Below are 24,678 nucleotides of genomic sequence, written 5' to 3'. Positions count from 1 at the left end.
AGTTGGTGCCTACACGATCAGCTCGAGTTCATGCTGCGATGGGGGAAGTAGCTAACCTGACAGCATGGTGTGACGCACGCCCCTCATCGCGAATAAATATCGAGTATTTTCAGCTCGCGCAGTATGGCTAGCACTTCTTTCATGCTGCTCTTCTCGAACTTCTTTAAAATTTTGTTCACCTGCGTGCGAATCGTCACTTCTTCGACATGCCTCTCTTTGGCGATTTCCTTGTAGCTGAACCCTTTGTAGACAGCCGTGAGGATGCCGAATTCGGTGTCGGTCAGTTTGGAAACGATATTCAGCGTATAGATCAAGCTGTTTTTTTCGTTCTGGAGCTTGGTGAATTCCCCCAATATTTTGCCGGCAATTTCAGGTCTCATATAAAGCCGGTTTTGATGGGCGCTGCGGATTGAATTCAAAATGTCGGCGATTGAGCTCGTTTTCACGATGTAATCGACCGCTCCCGCCCCATAAGCTTTAAAGAGCACTTCGTCCTCCTCGTGAATGGTGAGCACGATGATTTTGACATGCGGCTTCTCCGCCTTGATGCGGGTGATCGCTTCGATGCCGGCCATTTCGGATTCCATCTCGATATCCATCAGCACGATATCCGGACTGCATGCGGATACGATGCGGACGGATTCCTCGCCGCTGGAGGCCATGCCGATCACCTCGATGTCGGCCTCCCTGTCGAGTATCATCTTGAAATAGTCGCGGATATCTTCGATATCGTCCGTCACCACGATGCTTATTTTATCCATTCCCCATCCCCCTTCCTGCGCCTGCGATCGGCAAAATAACGTCGAAAGCCGTATACTGCCCCTTTCCGCTTTCGACCGCAATAAAGCCCAAATGCGCCTCGATGACCCGGAATACGTAGGAAAGCCCGACTCCCCAGTTTTCGTGCTTGGATTTCGTGGAATAAAGCGGGTTAAATATTTTTTTCTGCTCTTTCTTGTCGATGCCCGTACCGTTATCGGTAATCCTGATCAGCACCCATTCCTGCTCGGCAGCGATCTCGATGGAAATAAAGCCTTTTTCCCGTTTGGCCGTTCTAATGGCTTCGGCGGCATTGACCAGCAAATTGATCAGCGCCTCCGTCAAATGGTACGGATCGGCATAAGCGCACGCGTCGCGGGCGCGATACTTTCTGCGGATCTCGACCTCGTCGCCGATCCCCGACTTTTCCAAGGCTGCATCCGCGCATGCCGACACATTGACTTTGGCCGGCTTCACTTTGATTTCCTTCAACGAATCGAGAACCTTCGCCGTATGATTGAGCGAGGTCAAGCTGATTTGCTGAAGCCGCCTGACGGCCTTCAGACCGTCCTCGGTGCCGAATTGATGTTCGGCCTGCTCCGCCAATATTTTCACGGTAAACATCGTGTTCTTGAACGAATGGAAAACGCCCTTCAAATTCGCGTTCAGAGAGCTTACGTTGCGGTTGATTTGGCGTTTCATAAAAAAGCTGGTCGCATCGATCCCCTTGAACTTGATCAAGATCACGATCATGCCTTGCACGGCGAGCAGCATCACCGCAGGCATCACTTGAAAATAAAAAGCCGGTATCGCAAGCTGCGCCGGAAAAAACAGCATGTTCGAGCCGCCCGCTGCCAAATAAAATTGCTTGAAGGGCCCTACCGCGAATACCGATACGAACAAGACGTTCAACAGCCCCAGGTTCGCAGCGAGCGAAACGACCTGCTTCTTTTTTAAAGTAATGGTCGTCCTTGCCATATGCCTGCACAGCAAATAAATCGGATAAAACAAATACAGCGCCATCCAGATCAAGTTCAATGCGTCCATCCCGTACAGAGCCGCGGACAAGTCGCGATTCCCGTAAAAGGGGTCGTTCATCCAAATATATGCCAAAAATCTCGTATCCGGATCGTAGCACCATATGTAAAACAGCGGAGGAAGCGCAAAAGCCCCGTAGCGAAGCCATTTGCCAAGCCTTCCTGAGGAGCGGTAGGAGCTGACGATAAACGTCAAAACGAACTGCGGAATGCTGAACAAGTAAATGGCCGTCCCCCAGTTTTGCAGCCGGTACGTATCGTAATAGTTGATTTTGAGGGAGCTTAAATACAAATACATTTTATAATCCAGAAAAAAGAGGGCGTTCTCGGGATATTTGTAGGTACCCGCTTTCACCACGTTCAAAATCATGCCGAGGAAGGTCAGGTTCAATCCGACGACCATCATGACGAGCAGCCAGGCATAGCGGTTTTTGTAGCTGCGCACGATCAAAAACACCGAGAACAGCGTTAACAGCAAAATGGTATAAATCACGGCGATTCTCCTTGAACAAACTGCCTATCAGACTCACTCTAGCAAGAAAAAGGCCGGCTGTCATCCGGTATTACGGCATGATTGCGATAAAGCCCCCCGAAACTATTTAAGGACAGGCGCCGTCCGTCACGTTCGCGCAAAAGCAAACGGAGCCGCTTGTCATCGCGGCCCGCTCCATTTTATATGACGTTTTTAAGCGATTCCGCCATGCCCACCAAAATGCGGACTCGCTCGTCTGTGATCTTCTTGCCTTGCAGTGCCGACACTTCATTGATGTACGCGTCGAGTTGTTTAACCGCTCCGGCCTCGTCCCCTTCATCGCGCTTCTTGCGGGTGTGCTCCAGCTTCTTCAGCAGCGATGCCGCTACCCCGTGGGAGCCGGGGCCTTCGACAAACTGAATGGTAAAACTTACCAATCCCTCCAAGGTTGCTTCATCCGCCTCGGATAAAGAGTAAATGCTTTGCGGAGACAATGTGATCGACATGCCGCCCGCTTCGGTGCTGGAAAGAGCCCCATCCGCTGCGTACTTGACCGCCGCATCGCTCTTGATGACCGAGAAATCCCGTTCGCCGGCCTTTATGGTGATCGTGTGGCTATCCGTCTCGGAACGGTTGATCAGTATGATTTCCAATTTGCCGTCCGGCTTCAGGAAAGCCAGCGTGTATATGTCTCCTCCGTAGGAGCTGGACGGAAGGCTTTCCAGCATCACCGAGTTTTGCGGAACGCCGTTATAAAAATGCTTGAGCATATCGTAAGTCGGATACCACACTTTATTCACTTCATCATAAAGAACGAGAATGCCTCCGGGAGATGCGGAATACGAAAAATAGAGCGTCAAATTCGCGCGGCCGTATGTGAGCGTATCGTGCAAAGCTACGGCGTTCTGAATCGCGTGATGCCAGGTCTCTTTACCCTGCAGATTGATATGCGATTCGTTCTCCTGTTCACCTACGTGAATCCGGACGTTATGCTTATCCGCAAGATCCGTAAAGGCGCTCAGTCCTTTGACCGTCCTGTCATAGGCATGATAAGCCAATATGTCGTATACGCCGGGAGCCGCCGATTCCAGCGTCTCTTTGGCATACTTGACGGAAGTATAGTTGCCTGGGCTCGTTTCCGCTGCGATATATTCGGCGATATAGCCGTTCGCCTCCAGCTTCTGCTTCAGCTTGGCCGTAATGCTCGAGTAACGGGCCGGCGACATGCCGTAAATATACGTGCCCGAAAAGACGCCGTTCGTCAAATATTTGTAATTCGGCTCGTTCGCAACCGATATGTAATCGAAGGTTACGCCGTATTGGTCTCTTGCATAAAGGAAGTAAGCGGCCAGGCTTTCCACATACTCGTCGTCCATGCCGGCCGGCAGCTCCATTACCTCATTGCTCCAGTCGTAATCGAACGGCTTGCCCGCCATCCAGCTCGGAAATCTCCACGGACTGAAGGAGAGCTTGATGCTGCGGTTCGCAAGTTCCTGCAGAGCGAGAAACTCCTCATGCATATCGCCCTGATCGCCCGCCGCAAAGTCGCTCCAATCGAATGTGGCGGGATCGTTGTCGTCATTCGACCGTTCGAGCAAATACCAATAGTTGCGGACTCTGACATGAGTCGTATTCAATTCCGTAAACATCTTATCGTAGTAGTGGGCATCCGCTGCGGCAAACCCGCGCATCCACAGCGTATATAAATTACCGCCCCAGCCCTCGATGGTCTGTCCATAAACAGACTTATTAACGGAAATGCTTCCTTCCTCGCTATAAACCTCGAGCTCCAGCAATCTTGCATCCGTGGCGATCGGATAGGCGGACGGGCCGTTGATCAGCATTCTCAGCTTGGTCGTGACAACAGGCGAAAATACGATATCGTTGTATTTCCCCGCATAGCCGTCCTGCCTGTTTCCGCTTACCGAACCGACCGTTTTCCAAGCGCCGCCGTCCCAGATTTGAACATCGTAAGCGGATATATGCCATCCTGGCGCGTTCATGTTTCCGCTCCACACCTTGACGTTTCCGATTGTTACGGCGCTCGGCCATTCCAGCTCGTACCAGTGAGGCCCTCCGCTTGCCGAAACCCACCTGCTGTCGTTCTGATTGCGGATGCCGTCAATCGCTTTCTCTGGAGCGAAGGCTCCGAGCAAGGATACCGAGCTGGCCGTCGCCGTCGCTTGAGGAGCGATATTGATTCCGTTAGCGTAGGTCCGTTTCCCCGGCAGTACGGACGGGAACAAGCAGCCAAAGATCAACGCGAACATGCTGATGACTACGATAATCCGTTTACCCATTTCAAGTCCCTCCTTGAATGTCAGCCTTTAATGGCTCCGCTCGTCATCCCCGCTATGAAATACCGGTTGAGAAACAAGTACACCGCCAGCATGGGGATAATGGAAATCATCGTACCCGCCAGCATCAGATTCCAGGAACTCGCTGCTTCCCCCGTACTTTTCAACGCGACGACGCCTACAGTCAGCGTGCTTTGCTTCGGATTCGATATCGTGAATATCATGGGCATCAAATATTCGTTCCACGCTTGCCTGAACGTAATGAGTCCGATCGTCGCGATAATGGGCTTGAGCAAAGGCAAAATGACGTTCCAGAACGTCCGGAAGAAGCTGCAGCCGTCGATTTTCGCCGCCTCATCGATTTCATGCGGAATCGAATTGACGAAGCTCCGAACGAGAAATACATTGGCGATATGCAGACCGAAAATTTGAATGATAATCACGCCCCAGAGCGACGTATGGATATGCAGCAGCTTCGCTATCTCCATCTGAGGGTACAGCGTGATGCTTCCCAAGGAAAGGAACATCGTACTCGTGAAGAGACCGAAAAACAGCTTCTTCCCGGCAAATCTGCCGCGGGCAAATACGTATCCCGCCATGGTCGAGTTGAACAGCACGCCGACGACGATGAAAAAGGTAAAGTATATGCTATTCCACGTATAGCGCTTGAAATCGGCCAATTCCCAAGCCTGCTTAAAGTTGTCCAGCGTGAATGACTTGGGCAGCAGCGTCGAACCGGAAGCCAATAATTCCTGATTCGATTTGAACGACGCCAGTAAAACGTACAGCAACGGAAACACCGTAAAAATCAATACCGCGAGCAAAAAGCCGTATGCGAGCGCCTTGTTCGCAGCCTTCGTCCATCCTCTGTCCAAAGCGATCCCGCCTTCAATAAACTTTGCTCATTCGTCTGGTCAAGACCAAATAAATGATGGTAATGATGCCGATGATGACGGCCGTAACGAGCCCGAGGCTCGAAGCATAACCGATTTGTGCAACCGAAGAGCCTTCGCCGTACCGGAAAAAATATTTGAAAATATACGTCATGACGACTTCCGTTTGTCCGGCAGGCTGCCCGTTCGTCAGGACAAGCACCAGATCGGTCATTTTCAGGCTGCCGATAATCGCAAGCATCCAGACGACCTGCATGACAGGAGCCAGCATCGGAAGCGTGATTTGCATAAACTGCTGCCGCTTGTTGGCCCCGTCGATTTGAGCGGACTCGTACAAGTCCGACGGGATGTTCAGCAAGCCGGATAAGAAGAACAGCAGGTTAATGCCGAAATTTTGCCAAACCGAGGCGAGGGCGATGACCAGCATGGCGGTCCACTTGTTGCCGAACCAGTTGACATGCTCGTCAATCAGCTTCCAGTCGAAAAGCATATTGTTGACAACCCCTTCAAAGGTCGCGAACATAAAGTAGAAAAGCAAACCGATGATCGCCACGCTGACGATATTCGGCATAAAAAACATCGTGCGGAAAAAATGGCGTCCCCGTATTTTTCCGTGCAGCATCACCGCAAGGAAAAGGGCTAGCGGAATTTCTACAATAAGCTTGCCGAACGACAAAATGAACGTGTTCAGAAGGCTGTCCCAATAGTTCGGATCTCTCGTAAACAGTCTGACGAAATTTTCGAAGCCGACGTATGTCGCCTCGATTCCGTCATAGTCGAACCATGCCCAGCGAAAAACCCAGACGATCGGATAGATCGCGAAAATGAAAAAGCCGATGAGCTGAGGAGAAAGCATCAAATACGATTGAAACGCTTCTTTGCGAAAAAACAATTGCGGCACCTTCTTCCGTGATGCAACGGGGGACCGGCCTTCCCGGACCGGCCCCCGTCGAGTTACTTGACCTTGATCGAGAAGCTTTCGTCTTTGAACGGCTTAAGATCGAGAGAACCGTCCTTCACGGCCTTCTCGAGCGAAGCGTTGTACCGGGCGTTAAGATCGTTAAGCCCTTTCTCTACAGTCGTTGCGCCCGCCCAAATTTTCATCAGTACCTGCTTATAGTCCTCGCCCTCGATTTTGACGGAAGGCGTCGTCAGCGTCTGATAGGAATTCGAAATATTCGCAAATTCCTTCCAGCCCTTTTTCTCCGGCTGTTTTTTCGCCATTTTGACGATGCTTTCTTTATAAGGAATAAACTTCGACTCTTCGTAAAGCTTCACGAGCACTTCGTCGGAATTGAACCATTTAAACACTTCCATCACTTTATCCAGGTTGTTCTTGCTTGCCGTTTTGGAAATATGCGTCCAGCCCGAAGGCTGCGTAAACTCTTTGTATTTGCTGTTCGGATCGATAACGGGAATAGGAGCGACTCCCCAATCCATCTTCGCCGGGAACTGATCGTTCAGCACGCCTACATCCCACGAAGCGCCGAGCTTCATGCCGATTCTGCCTTCCGCGAATTGCGCCCTCGCCGGATCGTTGTCCAGTCCTTCCGCGCCCGGGAAGAAGCTCTTGTCCTCTTTGATTTGCAGCAGCCAATCGACCGCCGGCTTAAACGCGCCGAATTGGAACGTACCCGACTTATAATCGAAAATTTCGTGTCCGACCGAGGAAACGAAAGGCTGAAGCACCTCCGAATCGAAGTAGCCGGACCATTTCATCGGAAGGGCGATGCCGTACGTCTTTTCCGCCGGATTCGTCAGCTTCTTCGCGTATTCCGCCAGCTCGGACCAAGTCACCGGAGGTTTTGCCTCTCCGTTCGCATCGACGATCCCCGCTTTCTTGAACATCTCTTTGTTGTACAGCAGCTTGATCGTATTTACGTAAGATGGCACCAAATACGTTTTGCCGTTGTAAGTAAAGCTGGGGTTGTTTAGCAGCCCTTCATACTGTTTCAGAAATTGTGTGCCGCCCGGCATATCTTCGATCGCGAGCAGCGCGTCCTTCTTCACGTTGTCTCCCAATACGCCCGTAGCTTTGAATAAATCGGGGGCCTGGCCGGAGGTGATGGCCACCTCCAGCATTTTCGCGTAGTCGCCTCCATGAACCGTATATTCGATGTGAATGCCTTTTTCTTTCCCCGTCGTATTGTTAAACTGGTCTACCATTTGCGTTACCAGCTCTTTCGAGTGACCGCTGTTCGTCCATACCTTGATCGTTTCCATTTTGACGGACGCTTTACCTTCCGCAGCCGTTTCCTTTACGGCGCCGCCGTCTCCGCATCCGGTAAGCGCTGTCATGGCAAGCGCGGCCGAGACCAGCAGCCCCGTTCCTTTTCTTCTATTCATTGCTTGACCCCCTGTTGTTTAGCGATTTCATAGTCATTATAGAATAACACCCGCCTTCTAATAAGTACGAAAAAACATCAACAAATCGGGCCCTCTACGTCCGCTTCTGCCGAAAATGTTGATGTTTTCTGCTCGAATGATTGACTTCCGCCATATACGCAGTTTGCGGCGCTATGCTCCGCATGATACCCGTTTCATCCACTGCTAAGATTAGCCGCAAGGGAATAAATCCGGGAACTTGCAGAATACTGCCCGGAAGATTGCAGAACGGAGGAACATCATTTGAACGGCATGCGGGGATCGCTCCAAACGCAAAAAAAAGGACGCGCACCCGAAGGAGCCGTCCTTTTCTTTATCCTATTTCTTCACATATTTGCTCGCCTTTTCAAACGCATCGTCCTCGGTGGCGCCGGTTACGTACCGGCCATTAATATAAATGAATGCAAAACGCGAGCAAGGCCCGCAATAAGACTTGCATGCGACCTTGATCTCGGCGTCGGGCGCCAGCTTCTCCAGCTTCGGCAGCATGGTTTTCAATTTCATGTGCCTGCACTTGTCGCAGACGCGAATATCGTTTTTGGCCATCTTAGTGATCCCCGTGATTTCCTTTGCTCGGGTTCGTAATGACGAAGCCTTCTTCCGGCGTGTACAAGTAATCAACCCAGATTCCGTCAAGCAGCGGCTCCCGCGAATCGAGCAGCACGTCGAAGCCTTTGTCGGTCGTTACGACCGCATCATGCTCCTGCTGTTCGCTAAGATCGAGCCCGTAGTGCGCATGATCGCCATGCTTATGCGTTACGAAAACGCGCAGCTTCAATTCTTTGTTCTCCTCTTGCTCCATTTCGCGCAAAATGACTTTTGCGGCATTGCGTGTAATTTTGCAGTTCATCGTGACATCTCCTTGTATGTTCGAGCTTACGTCGACTGGTATCTGTGCTGAAACGGTCGTAGCCCGTCTGCTGCAACCGGCAGCGGACAAGATTACTTTGTATTATTGTATTAAATGCACGTTCCGAATGCAATACGCCGCGGACAGCCGTATCCGGAGCCTGCATAGCTTGCTTGAACATGCATGGGAGGATTTAGGTAGGAAACGAGCATTTATGATACAATGGATCATTATGACGCTAATTGCCGAGGTGATTCGTATTCATGCTTTCCTTCTACAAAAAGTATTACAAAACCGTCTTTGATATCGCCCTGATCGGTCTGACGATTTACCTGTTCATGCTGCTCTTCAGCTACTTGTACAAAATCGCGACGCCGATCTTCCTGGCGCTGCTCATCTTCGCGATGGTCGAGCCTCTGGCGAAGCGGCTGAACCGGCGGGGCGTCAAGAAATCGATCGCGACCGCGATCTCCATGCTCATCTTTATGCTTGTCATCCTCGGCATATTGATCGGAGCCAGCGTCATCTTCACCTCGCAGGTGATCAACCTGGTCGACAAAATCCCGAAATACCAGCAGCTTCTTCAAGAGCAGATCGTCCAGAATGCCGACTACCTCCGATCCAAATGGGAGGCGCTTCCGCCCGATATTTCCGACAAAGCCAAAGAATACATCGGTGCGATTACCGGCTGGGGGGCTGGCGTAGCGACAAGCTTCCTGAAAACCGTCGTCGGCGGACTCAGCTCCTTCACGTCCTTTATTATCAACTTCGCCGTCGCCATCATTTTGGCATACTTCCTCAGCATCGAAATCGATTTGTGGAAAAAAATGGCCAAAGATAAGACGCCGAGCACGTTCAAAACCGCTTTCTACTTTTTGAAGGAAAACGTCCTGATCGGAATCGTCAGCTACTTGAAATCTCAGCTGAAGCTCGTATCGGTAACGTTCGTCATCATCTTCCTGGCGCTGCTGCTGCTGGGGGTGAAAAGCGCCTTCTCGATCTCCCTGCTGTCCGCCGTGTTCGACGTGCTGCCGCTGCTCGGCGTATCCACCGTATTCATTCCGTGGATCATCTACTTGTTCGTCGTAGGCGAGACGACGCTGGCGATCTGGCTGACCGTATTGCTTGGGGTCGTCATTCTGGCAAGGCAAATACTCGAACCGAAAATCACCGGCGATTCGCTCGGCGTTTCCGCGTTCACGATGCTGTCGTTCATGATCATCTCGCTCTCGATTTTCGGTATATCGGGCTTGATTTTATCGCCGATCCTGATCATTTTGTTGAAGGCTCTGCATGAGCAAGGCTATCTGAAGAAATGGATCCGGCTGCCCGAGGATTACGACAATCCCTATCAAGGCGAATCGAAGAACTAGCAGTTGAGCGAAAAGACTTACAGAAAAACGCCTCCGGAAACCGCTTGGTTTCGGGGGCGTTTTCCATTTATAAGCTCGGTTCCCGCAGCTTCCAGACGTCCGCTGCTTGTTTCGCAACATGCATGCCTTCGATCCTGTGCCGCGCTTCATCCGAAAGGCTCAGCTTCCATTTATCGAAGAACGCGAGTAAATTCACTCCGGCGATTCGGGAGGCCGTCTCGGCGAACGTGTCGATCTTCTGCTGCTCCGCGAACGGAAGCCGCTCATACGGCGTTTCGCGGTACGCTTCATACAGCTTGGTATAGAACCCCCAGCCGAATGCCAGCTGAAGCTGCTTGAACATGACAAGCTTAATGAAGTAATCGGTTTGGTTAAAATGCTTCTCGGGATCCATATCGTCCAAATACGCCAACGCTTTATCGTACACATCCATGCCGTCGCTATCTTTAGTAAGCAGATTGGACACGTTCCCGAACCGTTCTTGCACGTAAAGCGACAGGATGTTGACCGTTACCTCGCCGACCGAGCCCCACGTCCAAGGACGCTGCTGAAACTCATGGCCGAGCTCGTGCCAGAACCCCCATGCGCGATGACGGATGTAATCGATATCGAGCAGCTCGCCGGCCTTCGATAGCGGCAGCATGATCGGATAGCCCGCGTGCATATAGCCTCCGCTAATTTGGATGTCCGCGACGAAACGGTACGGCAAGCCGTGGGCTTTATGCGGCATAGCCTTGTCCGGGGCAAGTCCGATCAACTCGTCATAGCATTCCGCGATTTCGTCCCATGCCTGCAGCAATGCTTCCGGATCGGCAAGCGGCCGAACATAAGCCGAAGGCACCGTCAAAATGACCCGCTCCCCCTGCAGCTCGGCAAATGGCGCCAGCACAGCCGCATCTCGCATCGTTTTCCATTGCTCGCCTGACGTTCGTCCCCTCACATAATAAGGCGCTTGTACGGCTCCCGATATCGTAACGACAGCCTTCGCGCCCGGCTTCCGGTTCATCGGAATCAAGTAAACGAGCCCTCCGTACGGGCTGGAAATATGATTCGTGCCTGGCGCAAGCTTTGCATGGTGGACGACAAGCGGCACGCGCTTCCATTCGCCGAGCCTTCTCAGGTCATCGTCGTGGCAGCCGATCTGAACCGTCACATGCTCCGTTCCTTCCGGCACCTCCACCGTCACTTCCCCGCCGGGCGGCGCGTAGAGGCCTGTGCTGATCCAGTTTTTGGGAGGCAGCATCTGCGTATATTTTAGATCGGGAAAATCGAAATCGATTTCGACCGGCACGCCGTTCAGCCTGATTGCAGCCGCATCGACCGCCCCCGGAAACGAGTCCGCATAAGGAGATATCCCGTTATCCGGCTTAAGCGTAAACCGGCTGAATTGGAAATGCAGCAGCGCATTCCGGTACGGGTGTTGATTATGGAATACAGGGAAGGAAACGCGCCCCGCCTGCTCCGATTCGCGGGTTATCCTGACGTACAGAGCTGCTTCCGGGGAAAGCGTCTCCAGCGTGCAGGCAAGAAGCTCCGCCAGCAGTTGCTTTTTTTTGGCGGCATCGGCGCCGGGCAATCCGATTTGCAAGCCGGCTACGGCAAGCGTCCCGTCCTCCACCGCTTTTCCCTGCTCAAGCATTCGCACAAAATGATGATCGTTCGCCTTGTCGCAGGTCAGTACGTTCGGCTCCGCAATATGCGGGGATACCGTCTTTTTCAGAAGAGTCAAGCCCATCCGGTTAAGCAGCCTCTGCAGCGCAAAATCGCTGGCGAGTCGCGCCCCTCTATAGTTGCCGATCCGCAGCCGTTCGGCGAGAGGCGTGTCGCGGGTAATCGATTCCAGACCGCTTGCGTTCAGCGCGACTATGATGCTTCCGCCCGCTTCGACATAGTGCAGCAGCGGCCCTATATCCGTTTCGCGCATGGATGCATCTACATACGCCGCATGAAAAACGTCAGGGCTCAGCTCCGTCTCCGTCCAGCTGCCGAGCTTCACAAGCTCGATGGGCAGCGCCGAATCGACCGCGAATGAGGACGAAGTAGTGACGAGCTTGATGGGAGAAGCCTCTCCTTGAAGAGCAGCCTCGTACCGGTTGTTGGAAGTGCCCTCCCCCTGACCTTCCCTATCCGTTAGCCAAACCAATATATTGCGCGACAATGTGCTTCTGCCGTCCGCATAGGCGCCGTCCAGCCGAAAATAGTGCTCGCTTCCGGCTGCGGCAACGCGCCCTTTGCCATAACGGGAAGCCGCAATGGTCGGCACCGCTTCGGGCACGGTAACCGGAAACGCCCGATCGCCGATCGCACACACGCCGCTGCTGGCCGAGAAGACGGGGATCGAAGCGAGCTCCTGGTACCAAATGGCAAAATCGCGGCGAAGCTCGTCCAATGAGGTCAGGATCGGCGAATACGTTTCCGCGGCGGCTTCGTCGTACGTTTGCATAGCCCGATAAGCCGGATTGCGTTCCATTTCTCATCTCCTCCTTTTACTTTTACGATTTAAAGCATTGAAATATCGAGTTGTACGCAGCCGTCACCCGTCCGCTTTGGGCAGCAATGTTACGGTTTCAACGGCTTCAGCTGCACCGAACGCAAGCGGACAGGCGCAGCCTGCCAAATTTCCGTAAAGCCCGTTTTGCGTACGATCAGATCCGAGAGCAGCGATAAGGTGTAAGTTCCCGGCGATTCCACGGTGATTTGTCCTAGCCTCGCATGAATCTCTTGATAAGGATGCTGGCACGTTTTGGAGTTTGTGACGACGATGTCCTCCTGCGGCATGCAGCCGACCCTTTCCTCCGCAAAAGCAACCTCGACCCCGTCTCGAAACGTCTGCACCCAATTCGCGCCGTTCCGTTTGAAGCAAATCAGCGTAAGTTCAAACGTCCCCGGATGCACGATTTCGAACTGCCATGTCGCCCGGTTTCTCGGTTTAGGATCGTGTCCGTTACCAGAGGCGTCGACCCGGGCATTCGGCATATCCAGCTTCAGGGAACCCGAGGGCAGCTGCAGCAGCCGGTCGTCGATATCGGCTTGACCGAATATTCTTACGGCAAGTACCGTAACGGGTTCGTTGGAGTCCTGATGCGGCAGACTTATCGAAAGCTTGTGCAGTTCGCCGTCTCTCAAGGACGACTGCCCAAAATCAAGCTGCCGCCCCTCGGGATCGCCCAGCCTGGAGACGCTCATTACTTTACTGCGAATCCCGTATAAGTCGAGCTCTTGCTTCCGCCAGCTTTCGTTATCGATGAATAAATAGATGTAGCCGGGCTTGACGGTAACGGCTCCCCATTCGAATTCATAAGGGAAAGGACTCGCCGAAGTCCCGTAGACGGCTTCGCCATAACGTTCCATCCATTCGCCGACATCCAGCAGACTTCGCACCGACTGCTCCGGGATGACTCCTTCCGGGGTCGGACCGACGTTCAGCAGCAGATTGCCGCCTTTGCTTGCGATGTCGATCAATTTCCTGATCAACGCTTGCGGCTTTTTCCATACCTGATCTCTCGAGCTGAAGCCCCACGAATCATTAAGCGTCATCGGCGTTTCCCATAAGCCGGTATCCTCGCCGTACATCGGAATTTCATTATCGCCCTTGGAGCTGTAATCCCCCATATTCGGCCAATGGCTGATCCTGCTGTTGATCAGGCAGTCCGGCTGCAGGCTGCGAACGAGCGATGCGAGTCCTTGGCTGTCTTTCTTGGACAACCCTCCCGCCGTGTCGAACCACAGCAGGCCTATCGGACCATATTGGGTAAGCAGCTCGGTAATTTGCGGCTTGGCATGCCGGTTCCAATACTTATAGAACGCCTTCTCCTCCAGCTCGTAATCCCATGTGTTGTTATACGTATCGTGGATCGCGTGCGGGTGGTGCCAGTCGATGACATGCGAATAATAGAAGCAAAGCTTCAAGCCCTGCTTTTGGCATTCCTCCGCCAGCTCCTTCATCGGATCCCGTTTAAACGGCGTCATATCCGCAATATTGTAGCCGCTCGTTTCCGATCCGTACATGGCAAAGCCGTCATGGTGTTTGGCGGTGATCACGATATATTTCATCCCGGCCCGCTTAGCGAGTCCGACCCATGCTTCCGCATCAAAACGATCCGGATTGAACGTCTCCGCTATCGATTCGTATTCCTTGACGGGTATTTTGCGGCCGTACATGACCCATTCGCCGCTTCCGAGCGCCGCATACAGCCCCCAGTGAATAAACATCCCGAACTTCGCTTCTTTAAACCACGACAATCGCGTGTCGAAATCTCCGCTTTCCATGGTGCCGTTCCCTCCCGTCACATCCCGCATGTCGTTACCAGTACGGCTTCCAGTCCTTCATTACCCTGACCAGCGCCTCGAAATAATAATAGTCGCCCCATATGCAGCATTCGTCCACGCCGTGGTTCAGCGGTTTGCCATAGACGCCGTGGAGCAGGATTCCGTTCGATTCCGGGACGCTTCTCGTCGTATAGCTGCTCGATAGCGATTGCAAAATGTGCAGCGCCGCATTTTCGTATAGCCGTTTATTCCCGTTCGTAAGCGGCAAATGACCGGCAAGCTCCAGCAAGGCGCATGCCGCGATGGCTGCAGCCGAGCTGTCCCTTTCCTCGTTTCCTTCGGTAAACACCAGATCCCAGTAACATACGTAGTCGTCCGGAAGCCGGTTCAGAAAATAATTCGTCACCTTCTGCGCCGAATCCAGCAGTTCCGCGTTCCCCGTGTACCGATAGCTTAGCGGCAGGCCGTACATGGCCCACGATTGGCCGCGCGACCAGCAGGAATCGTCCGAGTAGCCTTGCTGCGTTTTGCCGAATTTCGGCAGTCCGGATTCCACATCCATGTAGAACGTATGGTAGGTCGATGCGTCCTCGCGAATCAAGTAGCGCTCCGATTGCCTGACATGACTGTCGGCGATACGATGATAAGCCGGGCTGCCCGTCATTTGCGTCGCCCAGTACAGCAGCGGCAAATTCATGCAGCAATCGACGATCATTCGTCCGCGTTGACTCGGATTGCTCAAATTCCCCCAAGCCTGGATGATGCCCGCCTTGTCGTAATAACGCTCGATCAGCAGATCGGCCGCCTGCAAAGCGACCGCCTTCGCCTCCATGTTCCCCGTCAGCTTATAAGCGGCAACGCAGGATAACGTATAAAGAAAGCCTAGATCATGCGTTTCCGTGCCGATCCTTTCCTTGGCTCGTTTCGCATAGCTCTCCAACTGCACCTCGGCCGTCCGGCGATACTTCTCGTCCCCCGTTGCCTCGTACGCGAGCCAAAGCATCCCTGTCCAGAACGACGACGTCCACTCCGTGTTGCCGATCGCTTTATATACGTTCCTTGTGCTTGCCGGCGCGGGAAACGCCGTTTCGAACGTCTCCAGATTGCGGTCGATTTGCGACAGAACGTACCGGATCGCTTTCTCGCAATCCGCTGCCGTCCACACCGGAGGTTCCGCTATCTTGGACCGGTTTCGGATTCCTTCATCGTTTACGCGCACTTTCTCTCCTCCTTTATCCCTATGATAAATAACTTCACATCTCCCATTCACATCTTAGGGGCTATCGCCTATAATAGAAATACATAAAAGGCACTCAAGTATATCCAAATCTGACTAAATATAGATGGGACGGGATGGATGAACATGGATACCGCGAAAAAGAAGCTGATCCAAAACTATTTTGGCAACACCGCCATGAAGCTGTTGATCGCGCAAATGGATAAGGTGAGCCAGCAATGGCGTTTTTACGATATGAAGCCCGAGTATAACAGGCTTTATTTCATCCGCGAAGGCGAAGGCTGGATCAAAATCAACAACCGCGAATATTACCCGCAGTCCGGGGAGCTTGTGCTCATGCCTGCCGGCGCCGTCCACTCGATTTCGGTCATCAACGAAAATTCGTACCGAAAATACTGGTGTCATTTTACGGCCTTAGTTGAAACGATTCAACTCTTCCAATTGATCGAGCTTCCTTACATCGTTCGCGTTCCTGACGAGCCCTATTTGGAGCGTTTGTTCCAGGAGCTTATCGCCTCGTACGCCAGCCGCGATCTGACGTCCCCTTTGCGGCGCAAAACGGCGTTGTACGAGCTATTGCGCTATTTTTTCTCCATCATTCCCGAGGATCAGATCTCGCTCTCGATGTCGCCGTCGGCCCAGAAGCTCAACACGATATTCAAATATATCGAGGAGCATCTCGATCGCCCGATATCCGTCGAGCAGCTCGCCAAGCTGGTCCACTATAATACCAACTACTTTACCCGTTTCTTCAAATCCAAAATGAATATGACCCCGGTGCAATACTTGAACAAAGTACGCATCGAAAAGGCGAAAACGCTCCTGACGACGACCGATCTGACCCTCTCCGAAATCGGCGAGCAGGTCGGCATGGAGGTCCATTATTTATCCCGCGTTTACAAGCAATACACCAATTACTCGCCCGGCGAATTTCGCAACCGGCTCCGCCCTTCGTAGCTTTGCAAACGGTTACCGGACGATGTTCATGCGAATGAGAAGGCAACCGTTATAAGGCCGATCGGTCATTAATCCGATTCCACGGGGGTTGTCAGCTTCAAAAAGAGCGGTGAAAAACCCGAGTTCTAAAAACCCCCAAGACACCGAAAGTCCAAAAATCCGACTTAACGGATTCTGACGGCGCTATTGGGGTTGAAATGGGCCTGTTTACATAAATAGCGGATTTACAAGGTCTTATAATCGCCGGCATCCGTTCGAAAGGGACCATATTGAACGTTTATAATAAAATAGCGCCCTCAAAATCCGCTAACGCTCAAAAAACGGATATTGGCTCGGAATAACGCCCTTAGAATCCGCTAACCTCTAAGATTGCGCTCGCAACAATCGGCGGGGGCGTTCCCGGCTTCGGTATTGTTGATCGATCGTTCTTATTATGTTGCGATACTGGATGTATGGCGAATCTGGCGAGGTGAAAATAAGCGATATTCAGCAAAGTCGCAGCATACAATTGGGCAGCGGCTGCCGTGAAGAATAGACGGCAGCTGCTCCTTTTTTTCCTCTTCCTGGCGGCGATGATGCATGGGTTATCTCGCGTCGGTTTTGAGTTTGTGAATGAGAATGAATGCTGGAGGGATGGGGGTGTCTCGTGGAGGAGCGAAAGCGTCCGCCTTTGTGTTCGGGAAATGTCCGCGGTAGGGCGGCTATAAATCCAAATTTCCTGAACACAAGAGTGGCCGTAGGGAGATACCCCCATCTCGTAAGCTTTTCATTCCGATCTTTTTTCTCGCATACATTCAACCCTAATTCATCTCGTACTCATCCCGTATTTATCCCTCATTCATCCTTATTCAACTCGCACCCATCTCGCATTTATTGCTCATTTTCCCCTCATCGAACCAGCTGCATCTACTCCTCTTACTCCACCAATCCCGTCCGCTCCACACTCTCCACAAAGTACCTCTGCGCAAACATAAAAATAAGCAGCGGCGGCAGCAGCGCCAGGAAGCTCGCCGACATTTTGATCGCCTCCAGCAGCAGTAGCGACCCGTCGTCGCTGGCCAGCAAGTTTTTGATGCTCGCATCGAGGCGCGACATTTGCAAGGCAAGCGGCACATTCGTCGCCCCGTTCATGAACATTTTAGGCAAATACGTATCGTTCCACGTCCATACGAACGAGAACAGCGACACGACGAGAATCGCCGGCTTCGAAAGCGGGAACATCACCCTCCAATAAAACTTGAACGTGCTCGCCCCGTCGATTTTGGCCGCTTCCTCAAGCTCCTTGGGCTGGGTCATGAAAAATTGCCGGAAAATGATGACGAACAGAGCGCCCTTGATCCCGAAGCCGAATATCGCGGGAACGACGAGCGAAACGAGCTGATTTTGGAAGCCCAGCTTCGTATACATCATGATCATCGGCAGCACGGTCACCTGCGGCGGCATAATGAACGTGAGCACCAGGAAGAACACCATCAGCTTCTTGAACGGAAACTTCATCCGCGCGAGCGCATAGCCCATCAATCCGCACGTCAAGCAGTGAAAAATGGCGCTTAAGCTTGAAATCGTGATGCTGATCGTCATCGATTTGAAGTAGTTGAGCACCTGCACCGCCCGCTCCAGATGCCCCCAATACAGCTCGGACGGCATCCATGTCACGGTCGGATCGAGCAGATCGTCTTCGTTCATGACCATTTTGACGAGCATTTTCATAATCGGATTCAAGTAAATATAGGACGTCACCAGCAAAATCCACATCAGTGCCAGCTTGAACAGCAGCCCTTTGTTGATTTCGCGGCCGAGCACATAGTACAGGACCTTTTGCAGCCCGCTTCGCTTTACGAGCGTCTTCATTTTGACGGTAGTCAGTTTGCCGATCATAAGGGTATCCTCCTTCCTCGCCGGCTTATAGCGTTTTGCCCAATCCGGCCGTCTGTTTTTGAATCCGGTGGTAAAGCAGCAGCACGAGTCCTAGGAAAATGACGATGATCAGGAAATAGATCCACGCCATCGCGCTGTTGTAGCCGTAGTTGCCGGCCGTGATCAGTTCGTTGACCGGGTTGTACGGATAGGTGAACATGTCGACCACCGTATAGATCAGATTCAGCAGGATGAACGGCGACATCGCCGGCAGCGTTATTTTCCAGAACACTTCCCAAGGCGTCGCCCCGTCGATTCTCGCCGATTCGTACGCCGACTTCGAGATCGTTTGCCTGCCTGCGAGGAATATCATAATCTGCACGCCGGAATACCACAGCACCAGCACGAAACGGTTCAGCACATTCATGATCGGCTTCGACCACGAGCTGTCGCCCAGTATCTGGTACAAATAGTCGCCCACCGAAAACCTTTCGAGCAGTCCGAGCGTTCCTTCGCCCTGATTCACGAATTCCATCATGATGTAGCCCGACGTAAAAATAACCGGAACGAAATAGACGACGCGGAATAGCATTCTGCCGGGAAAATCCTGATTCAGCATGATCGCGATAAACAGCGAGAACACCAGAATGACCGGAATCATGATGATAATTTCCTGAAAGAACGGAATCAGTTTGTCGTGCAGCGCGGAGCTGCCGAACAAAATTTCGTTGTAATTTTTCAATCCTTGGAACTCATACTTGAAGCGCGACGGCAGCCGGGTTACCTTATGAAAGCTCATGAACAGCGAAAACCCCAGCGGAAAAGCCATGAACAGAAGAAAGCCCGTTAGCCACGGCCCGACGAACAAATATCCTTCGAACTTGCGGAAGAAAGCCGGTAACTTTCTAGAATGGCGCATGTTACGACCCTCCCGGAATGACGGTGAAATCTTTGGCCGCGACGACGGTTCCGCCGTTCTGGTACGGACGGTCGTTGTAGTTCACGACGATTCGCTTGCCGTTCGAGTACGCGGTCTCGTAAACGCCTTTATCAAGCGAACGGTGGCCGACGATAAACCGGCTTTGGACGTCGCCCAGCGCGCGGTTGAACCTCTCGTATTGCTTGACGATTTCGCCTGCCCAATCTTTGTAATTCGTGCTGTAAAAGTTGTCCAGCGAGTACGTTCGCAGCAAATCCTGCGATTCCGCGTAGGTCACCGTAAACGCCGGGAGCGCCCCGTATTCGATATTTTTAAGCAGGTACGTCTCATAATTATCCGTCATGTTGGCGTATCCCGAAGAGTACGTCACCAAGCCGTGCAGCGCGATTTGAGCAAACGGGACCGCCTCGTCGACGAACAGATCGAAGGAGTATTCGTTGTCGAGCCCGTATACGTGCTTCGCATATTGGAGCGCGTACGCATTGGGCTCATCCGCGACAACCCGGTCAAAAGCTTCGGACGCTTTTTGCAAAATATTTTTCTGAATGCCCAGAGATTCGTTGCGCGTGGCGAGGTACCTCTTGTTGTAATCGCTGTTCAAGTACGAACCGACCGCACCTGTAAAAAGCAAGCCGTCGACGCCAAGCTCCTTGGCCTTGGTCAAATCCCCGATCAGCACGTTCTCCAGGAAGCGGGGACTGACGAAGGTCACCTGCTGCTTCTGTCCGGTAAACTTCATGATGGAGCGTCCGAGGTCCTGCAGACCGTCTCTGCTGCTGCGGAAGCCGTCGCGGCCGGTATTGTTCAAGCCGTACGAGGACGCGTCAAGAACGACGGAATGTCCTTGCGATCTTGCGAACGAAGCGAAGTCGCGCATGCCCTCGCTGCCTCCAATACCGTGATCGACCGGAAAAGCGCCGCCAAATTCGCTGTATCCGCCCTTTTGCCAGCCGGTGTACGAGATGGACATCGCTTTGACCCCTTTGCCGGAAAGCTCGCTTACGATCGTTTTCGCTTGGGCCGTCGTCGTCAGCGGCAGGTAAGAATCCCGCCAAAATCCTTTCACCACGTCGGCACCGAAAAGGTTCAGCGGCAGGCTGATGTCCGTCTTGGCCGCAGCAAGCGTCTTTATGCCTGTCTCCTGCATGAGATAGCTGCGGTACTTTGCCGCCATTCCGACATAGTCGGCCTCTCCTTTATTCAGGAAATAATAGCGAACGGAACGGTCGGATGCTGCAGCGTCTTTGCCGTAAGTAAGAAAGCCGTTCAATTTCCGCTTGTCGGTCGGCTGAAAATATTTGTAGCGGAGTCCGTGCTCCGCGGTCGCCCAGTTATACTGGTTGAGCGACTTGGACGGCGCCGCAATGACGCTCGCGTACTCCGCCCCGTCCCTTATAACCGCCATAAGCGCGCTATCGCCCGACTTAATGCCGTAGACCGGCATCCGCACAGGCTTTCTTATCGACGTATGGATGTTGTTGCTGTAAGCGAAATCTTCCCCGAACACGCGCTCGGCATAAAAATTGTTGTTGGCAGGGCGGTCTTTCTTGAAGCGGATCAACGTGCCCGGACCGTCCGGAATGAGCAGATAGCCGTTCTCTTCATCGGATGCTTCCGCTCCCAAGAACGAATAGAGCCGGATGGAGGTGATGCGTGCGTTATTGTCTTTTTTCTTGTTTTTGGCTTCGAACTGCTTCATTTCCTCCTGCGACTTGCCGTCCCTCAGCCCTTCTTCCGGCAAAACGGTTTCCACATAATCGTCCTTCAGACGAACCTCGACCGGAATGACGAACCCGATTTCCGGCATCGAGAACGTCAGCTTGAACCCGGCATCCGTCAATTGAAAGCCGGCGATATTGCCTTTCTGCTCGATCAGATTCGTCTCCTTGACCTGATCCTTGCGGACATTGAACTCGACATATTTAATAAAAACCGGGGACTGCATATGTTTTTTCCAGGCTTCCGTATTTTCCGCGTCCTTCCAGCCCTCCTGGTCCGGATACGAACGCCAAACCGTCCCGCTCCGCTTATCTTCGACGATAAAATGTCCGGTGCCGCGGTCTGCCTTGAGCCGCAAATTCGCGTTCTCGGCGGCAAGCGTAAAATCGCTCTCTTTCGGAAAGCTCGCTTTGGCGGGCGTTCCGTTAACGGGAGCGGCTGCCGGCGCCGCATGCGCCGTATTCCCCCCGGCAGGCGTAACGGCGGCTCCGTTCAGCTTTACGATCGCATACAGGCCTATCGCGCATAAAGCGGCTAGTGCCAGTATCGTTTTGACAGTGATGAACCGCTTCACATCGACACCTCCTGGTAGACCGTATAAACGAAGTCCTGCAGCTCCGTGGACAAGCCGAAAATAATCATGAGCAGCACCCATAAAATCGCCATCGCCACGGCGGTAAGCGACATGTTCAGCACCGTTTCGCCGACGCCGTAATTTTGCAGCGATTGGATTTTCCAGAAAAACAACAGTCCGCTCCAAATCAGAATGAACGCTTCCATAAAATGATAGATGGAGGATTCGCTAAGGGTCATGATGTTGGACAGCAGCGCGAGCGGGAGCCCCAGCAGCACGAACGGGAACAGCGCATAGGCGCCGCCGACGAATACGTCTTTAAACCGAGCTTCGCCGTGGTAGATGGAGCCGATCAAATAATTGCACACGACCCAAGTCAGCCAGAGCAGTCCCGCCGTATACAGAAACGAATTGCTTCTTTCGTCGTTCATGACGGGCATGAACGTAAAGCTCGTCAAGTATTCTTTAACCAGCATGACGCCGGCGACCGCCGCAAGCAGGATGAAGGCGCTCAGGTAACTGCCTTTGCCGGAGTAGCGCAAATCGCTGAAGCCGTCCAGCGGATGCTTCAATATCGTTAACGCATGCTTGAGCTGCCGCACCAGCGAGAAGCGGCTCCAACCGTCCGCCCGCTTCTTGCGGGAAAGGAACGGCAGTTTCTTTCGCCATTTGCCGACCGCAAAGCCGATAAGGCAAACCGCGATAAACAGATTGGCAAGGAGCGTAAAGTTGTGCTGAAACCATTCCAAACGTATTTGCCAGAACGCTTCGGAATAGCCGCCGCCATCCCCCGCCAGCTTATAGTACTGGCGAGCCTGCGCATAATCCTCGCGGTAGAAAGCCGCCTGCGCGAGTCCAAGGTAGGCGGGCGAGTAAAACGCGTTGAGACGCAGCACTTCCTTCCAGTGCTCCTCGCTTTCTTGATACTTTCCTTCCTGCGACAACTCGGCAGCCTTCTGCAGGGCGATACCGAACTCCGTCGGCTTCAGCACGTGAATAAGCCCTTGCGAGTCGTCAAGGATGAGCAGCTCGTTGCGCGAATTCGACGCTACGGATACCGGACTTTGGCTGATGCCGAGCTGCGGCGTGCCGACCGTTACCGGCCCTCCCCAGAAAAACAGCAGCTCGCCGTTTTGTCCGTACTGGGCAACCGTATTGGATTGCTTGTCGATAACCGTCAGCTTCCCGTTCCGGTCGACCGTCACGTCCGTCAGTTGGCCTTTATTCTCCTCTCTGTTCGCCGGCCGGTTTCTCATAAACCGGCTGCCCAGCCCGCCGAAGCTTTTGTCCCTCCACAGGTTTTCGCCGCGGATCGTCAGCTTCTTCACCTGCTCCGAATCGGAGCCGGAAACGGTGTAAATATACCCTTCGCCGTCGAGGTGGATGTTGCGAATCGTTGAGGGCAGCGTGCGGATTTGTCTGCTCAGCTGCTCCTTCGTATAGAACGTTCTGCGAAAAACATCCATGATCGATACGTCCGTTTTGTTCGTCCCGTAGAAGCCGTAATAATTCCCTTCCGGATCGAGCTGCAGCACCCCTTGGTAGCTGCCGTTCGAGATGACGTACAGAAAGCCGCGGCTGTCGACGACCATATTCGTCGGCTCGTACCCGAACGTCTCGTTGATGTAGTCCGATTGCGGACGTTTGAATTCGCGCAGAAGGCTTCCGTCCTTCGCCAGCTTCACGATCCGTTTATTCCCGGTATCGGCGATGTACACCGTTCCGTCGGCATCGACGAATACGCCGCGCGGTTTGTTCAATTTGCTGCCCGGCACGTCGATAATCCGGCGCAGCTCTCCGTCCGCGTCCAAGTGAACGACCCGGTTATTGTCCGTATCGGCGATATAGATGTCGTCGCTTCCGTCCACGAATACGTCCTGCGGGTTTTTGAGCGGCGAATAGTCGCGGCTTTCTTTCCCTTTATCCGTCTTCGTTATATAAATGTCGTTTGCGATGACGGTTGTCGGATAATAAGCGGCTTGCGTATGAATCGTATGTCCGAAGCCGTCCTTGCTCAAGGTTGCGTAAGGCGGCTCCGCTACGGCCGCGGCAGGTGCGAGCGCGCAGAGCAGCAGCGTAAGCCCGGTAACCGTCGACAGACGAATGCGTTTCGACCATTTCATGAATCTTCCCCCGTTTTCACGCCTACTTTATGCCCGAATGCGCCATGGTCGCGATCACTTTTCGTTGAGAAATGATGAAGATGAGCAGGTTCGGGATGAACATGATGAGCGAAGCTGCGGCGGCAACCCCTTGTCTCGCGACCGAGTTGGCCAAATTCGACGTCAAGGTGCCGACATAGAAAGGCAGTGTCTTCATCGAATCGTCCTGCATGAACAGCGCCGACGTCTCCGCATTGCTCCACGCGTTCTGGAAGGCGAGTATCGTTATCGTCGCCATTGCCGGCGTCACGATCGGCAGCACGATTTTGCGGAAGACGACCAGCTCGCCGGCGCCGTCCAGCTTGGCGGCTTCGATCAATTCGTCGGGTACCTGGTCCATGAACTGCTTAAGCAAAAAAACGCCGACGGGCAAAGCAAGTATGGGCAAAATATGACCCCAGTACGTGTTCATGATGCCGAGCTCCTTCACGACCACATAACGGGGAATGCCCATCGTTTCCACTGCGATCATAAGGGACAGCAGGATGGCGGCAAAGACGGTTCTGCGGCCCGGAAACGGGTGCTTCGACAGCGGATAGGCGCAAAGCGAACCGAGAACGACCATGCCGACCGTCGCGAGCACCGTCACGATAACGCTGTTCAGAATGAAGCGGGTCACGGGCAGGAACGTATTTTGCGTCAGGCTAAGCAAGTCCTTGAAGTTTTGTCCCGTCGGCTGGTTGACGAAAAAGGTCGGCGGAAACAGAAACAGCTCGTGGAGCGGCTTAAATGCATGGTTGAACAAATAAACGAGCGGCAGCAGCATGAACGCCGACAGCAGAATCAGAAACAAAATGAGCCATTTTTGCGTGCCGTCCAGGCTGCGGATATCGCTTCGGTAGACCGACCATGTGGCGGATAAGCTTCTTCTCGCTCGCTTCCAAACGTTTTCCACGG

The 24,678-nt window shown here is 53.0% G+C and carries 18 protein-coding genes; 2 read left to right on the top strand and 16 right to left on the bottom strand.

The window, feature by feature from the left end; genetic code table 11:
• Nucleotides 1-83: 83 nt before the first annotated feature.
• The 8 genes from ACKGJP_RS10730 to ACKGJP_RS10695 form a co-directional block, all read right to left on the bottom strand.
• Entirely contained in the window at nt 84-761 is a 678-nt protein-coding gene (locus ACKGJP_RS10730) for a response regulator (RefSeq protein WP_409345644.1), read from the bottom strand.
• Nucleotides 754-2,289 (bottom strand): sensor histidine kinase, encoded by a 1,536-nt coding sequence (locus ACKGJP_RS10725; protein ID WP_409345643.1) that lies wholly within the window; start codon nt 2,287-2,289, stop codon nt 754-756. Before ACKGJP_RS10725 ends, ACKGJP_RS10730 begins: the two co-directional genes overlap by 8 nt.
• 179 nt (nt 2,290-2,468) lie before the next feature.
• On the bottom strand, nt 2,469-4,568 hold the full coding sequence (locus ACKGJP_RS10720; RefSeq protein ID WP_409345642.1) for a glycoside hydrolase family 30 beta sandwich domain-containing protein: 2,100 nt from the start codon (nt 4,566-4,568) through the stop codon (nt 2,469-2,471).
• A 20-nt stretch (nt 4,569-4,588) separates the two neighbouring features.
• Nucleotides 4,589-5,440 (bottom strand): carbohydrate ABC transporter permease, encoded by an 852-nt coding sequence (locus ACKGJP_RS10715; RefSeq protein WP_409345641.1) that lies wholly within the window; start codon nt 5,438-5,440, stop codon nt 4,589-4,591.
• Between the two features lie 13 nt (nt 5,441-5,453).
• Nucleotides 5,454-6,350, bottom strand: a complete 897-nt coding sequence (locus ACKGJP_RS10710) for a carbohydrate ABC transporter permease (RefSeq protein WP_409345640.1) — start codon at nt 6,348-6,350, stop codon at nt 5,454-5,456.
• A 62-nt stretch (nt 6,351-6,412) separates the two neighbouring features.
• Nucleotides 6,413-7,804 (bottom strand): ABC transporter substrate-binding protein, encoded by a 1,392-nt coding sequence (locus ACKGJP_RS10705; protein WP_409345639.1) that lies wholly within the window; start codon nt 7,802-7,804, stop codon nt 6,413-6,415.
• Nucleotides 7,805-8,161: 357 nt separating this feature from the next.
• Nucleotides 8,162-8,389, bottom strand: coding sequence for a DUF1450 domain-containing protein (locus ACKGJP_RS10700; protein WP_409345638.1), 228 nt, complete (start codon nt 8,387-8,389; stop codon nt 8,162-8,164).
• A 1-nt stretch (nt 8,390) separates the two neighbouring features.
• Entirely contained in the window at nt 8,391-8,693 is a 303-nt protein-coding gene (locus tag ACKGJP_RS10695) for a HesB/IscA family protein (RefSeq protein ID WP_409345637.1), read from the bottom strand.
• A 263-nt stretch (nt 8,694-8,956) separates the two neighbouring features.
• On the opposite strand from ACKGJP_RS10695, the gene ACKGJP_RS10690 reads away from it, so the two are divergent.
• Complete coding sequence (locus tag ACKGJP_RS10690; protein WP_409345636.1) at nt 8,957-10,066, top strand: AI-2E family transporter; 1,110 nt, start codon at nt 8,957-8,959, stop codon at nt 10,064-10,066.
• Between the two features lie 67 nt (nt 10,067-10,133).
• Here ACKGJP_RS10690 and ACKGJP_RS10685 read toward each other — a convergent pair whose 3' ends face one another.
• The 3 genes from ACKGJP_RS10685 to ACKGJP_RS10675 all read right to left on the bottom strand — a co-directional run bounded on the left by ACKGJP_RS10685 (nt 10,134) and on the right by ACKGJP_RS10675 (nt 15,554).
• Nucleotides 10,134-12,536, bottom strand: coding sequence for a M60 family metallopeptidase (locus ACKGJP_RS10685; protein ID WP_409345635.1), 2,403 nt, complete (start codon nt 12,534-12,536; stop codon nt 10,134-10,136).
• A gap of 89 nt (nt 12,537-12,625) precedes the next feature.
• Nucleotides 12,626-14,335 (bottom strand): alpha-L-fucosidase, encoded by a 1,710-nt coding sequence (locus tag ACKGJP_RS10680; protein ID WP_409345634.1) that lies wholly within the window; start codon nt 14,333-14,335, stop codon nt 12,626-12,628.
• 34 nt (nt 14,336-14,369) lie between these two features.
• Nucleotides 14,370-15,554, bottom strand: a complete 1,185-nt coding sequence (locus tag ACKGJP_RS10675; protein WP_409345633.1) for a glycoside hydrolase family 88 protein — start codon at nt 15,552-15,554, stop codon at nt 14,370-14,372.
• Between the two features lie 144 nt (nt 15,555-15,698).
• Between ACKGJP_RS10675 and ACKGJP_RS10670 the strand changes: the two genes are divergently transcribed.
• Nucleotides 15,699-16,529, top strand: coding sequence for a helix-turn-helix domain-containing protein (locus ACKGJP_RS10670; RefSeq protein ID WP_409345632.1), 831 nt, complete (start codon nt 15,699-15,701; stop codon nt 16,527-16,529).
• Nucleotides 16,530-17,444: 915 nt separating this feature from the next.
• Here ACKGJP_RS10670 and ACKGJP_RS10665 read toward each other — a convergent pair.
• The 5 genes from ACKGJP_RS10665 to ACKGJP_RS10645 are packed head-to-tail and all read right to left on the bottom strand — an operon-like array spanning nt 17,445 to nt 24,676.
• Complete coding sequence (locus ACKGJP_RS10665) at nt 17,445-18,407, bottom strand: carbohydrate ABC transporter permease (protein WP_409345631.1); 963 nt, start codon at nt 18,405-18,407, stop codon at nt 17,445-17,447.
• A 25-nt stretch (nt 18,408-18,432) separates the two neighbouring features.
• Complete coding sequence (locus ACKGJP_RS10660; protein ID WP_409345630.1) at nt 18,433-19,305, bottom strand: carbohydrate ABC transporter permease; 873 nt, start codon at nt 19,303-19,305, stop codon at nt 18,433-18,435.
• 1 nt (nt 19,306) lies between these two features.
• Nucleotides 19,307-21,619, bottom strand: a complete 2,313-nt coding sequence (locus ACKGJP_RS10655; protein WP_409345629.1) for a DUF5696 domain-containing protein — start codon at nt 21,617-21,619, stop codon at nt 19,307-19,309.
• A complete protein-coding gene (locus ACKGJP_RS10650; protein ID WP_409345628.1) occupies nt 21,616-23,742 on the bottom strand; it encodes a YIP1 family protein in 2,127 nt (708 codons plus the stop codon). The genes ACKGJP_RS10655 and ACKGJP_RS10650 overlap by 4 nt, the downstream gene beginning before the upstream one ends.
• Nucleotides 23,743-23,764: 22 nt before the next feature.
• Complete coding sequence (locus ACKGJP_RS10645; protein ID WP_409345627.1) at nt 23,765-24,676, bottom strand: carbohydrate ABC transporter permease; 912 nt, start codon at nt 24,674-24,676, stop codon at nt 23,765-23,767.
• Between the last annotated feature and the right edge of the window lie 2 nt (nt 24,677-24,678).

Origin of the sequence: Paenibacillus litoralis (assembly GCF_046244365.1) — a bacterium.
GTDB lineage: Bacteria > Bacillota > Bacilli > Paenibacillales > NBRC-103111 > Paenibacillus_V.
This window is presented reverse-complemented; position numbering and strand designations above follow the sequence as displayed.

What these genes read in the sequence shown, in the direction of transcription:
- ACKGJP_RS10730 (WP_409345644.1), bottom strand. Translation starts at nt 761, where the DNA reads ATGGATAAAATAAGCATCGTGGTGACGGACGATATCGAAGATATCCGC.
- ACKGJP_RS10720 (WP_409345642.1), bottom strand. Translation starts at nt 4,568, where the DNA reads ATGGGTAAACGGATTATCGTAGTCATCAGCATGTTCGCGTTGATCTTT.
- ACKGJP_RS10705 (WP_409345639.1), bottom strand. Translation starts at nt 7,804, where the DNA reads ATGAATAGAAGAAAAGGAACGGGGCTGCTGGTCTCGGCCGCGCTTGCC.
- ACKGJP_RS10700 (WP_409345638.1), bottom strand. Translation starts at nt 8,389, where the DNA reads ATGGCCAAAAACGATATTCGCGTCTGCGACAAGTGCAGGCACATGAAA.
- ACKGJP_RS10695 (WP_409345637.1), bottom strand. Translation starts at nt 8,693, where the DNA reads ATGAACTGCAAAATTACACGCAATGCCGCAAAAGTCATTTTGCGCGAA.
- ACKGJP_RS10690 (WP_409345636.1), top strand. Translation starts at nt 8,957, where the DNA reads ATGCTTTCCTTCTACAAAAAGTATTACAAAACCGTCTTTGATATCGCC.
- ACKGJP_RS10685 (WP_409345635.1), bottom strand. Translation starts at nt 12,536, where the DNA reads ATGGAACGCAATCCGGCTTATCGGGCTATGCAAACGTACGACGAAGCC.
- ACKGJP_RS10680 (WP_409345634.1), bottom strand. Translation starts at nt 14,335, where the DNA reads ATGGAAAGCGGAGATTTCGACACGCGATTGTCGTGGTTTAAAGAAGCG.
- ACKGJP_RS10670 (WP_409345632.1), top strand. Translation starts at nt 15,699, where the DNA reads ATGGATACCGCGAAAAAGAAGCTGATCCAAAACTATTTTGGCAACACC.
- ACKGJP_RS10665 (WP_409345631.1), bottom strand. Translation starts at nt 18,407, where the DNA reads ATGATCGGCAAACTGACTACCGTCAAAATGAAGACGCTCGTAAAGCGA.
- ACKGJP_RS10660 (WP_409345630.1), bottom strand. Translation starts at nt 19,305, where the DNA reads ATGCGCCATTCTAGAAAGTTACCGGCTTTCTTCCGCAAGTTCGAAGGA.
- ACKGJP_RS10650 (WP_409345628.1), bottom strand. Translation starts at nt 23,742, where the DNA reads ATGAAATGGTCGAAACGCATTCGTCTGTCGACGGTTACCGGGCTTACG.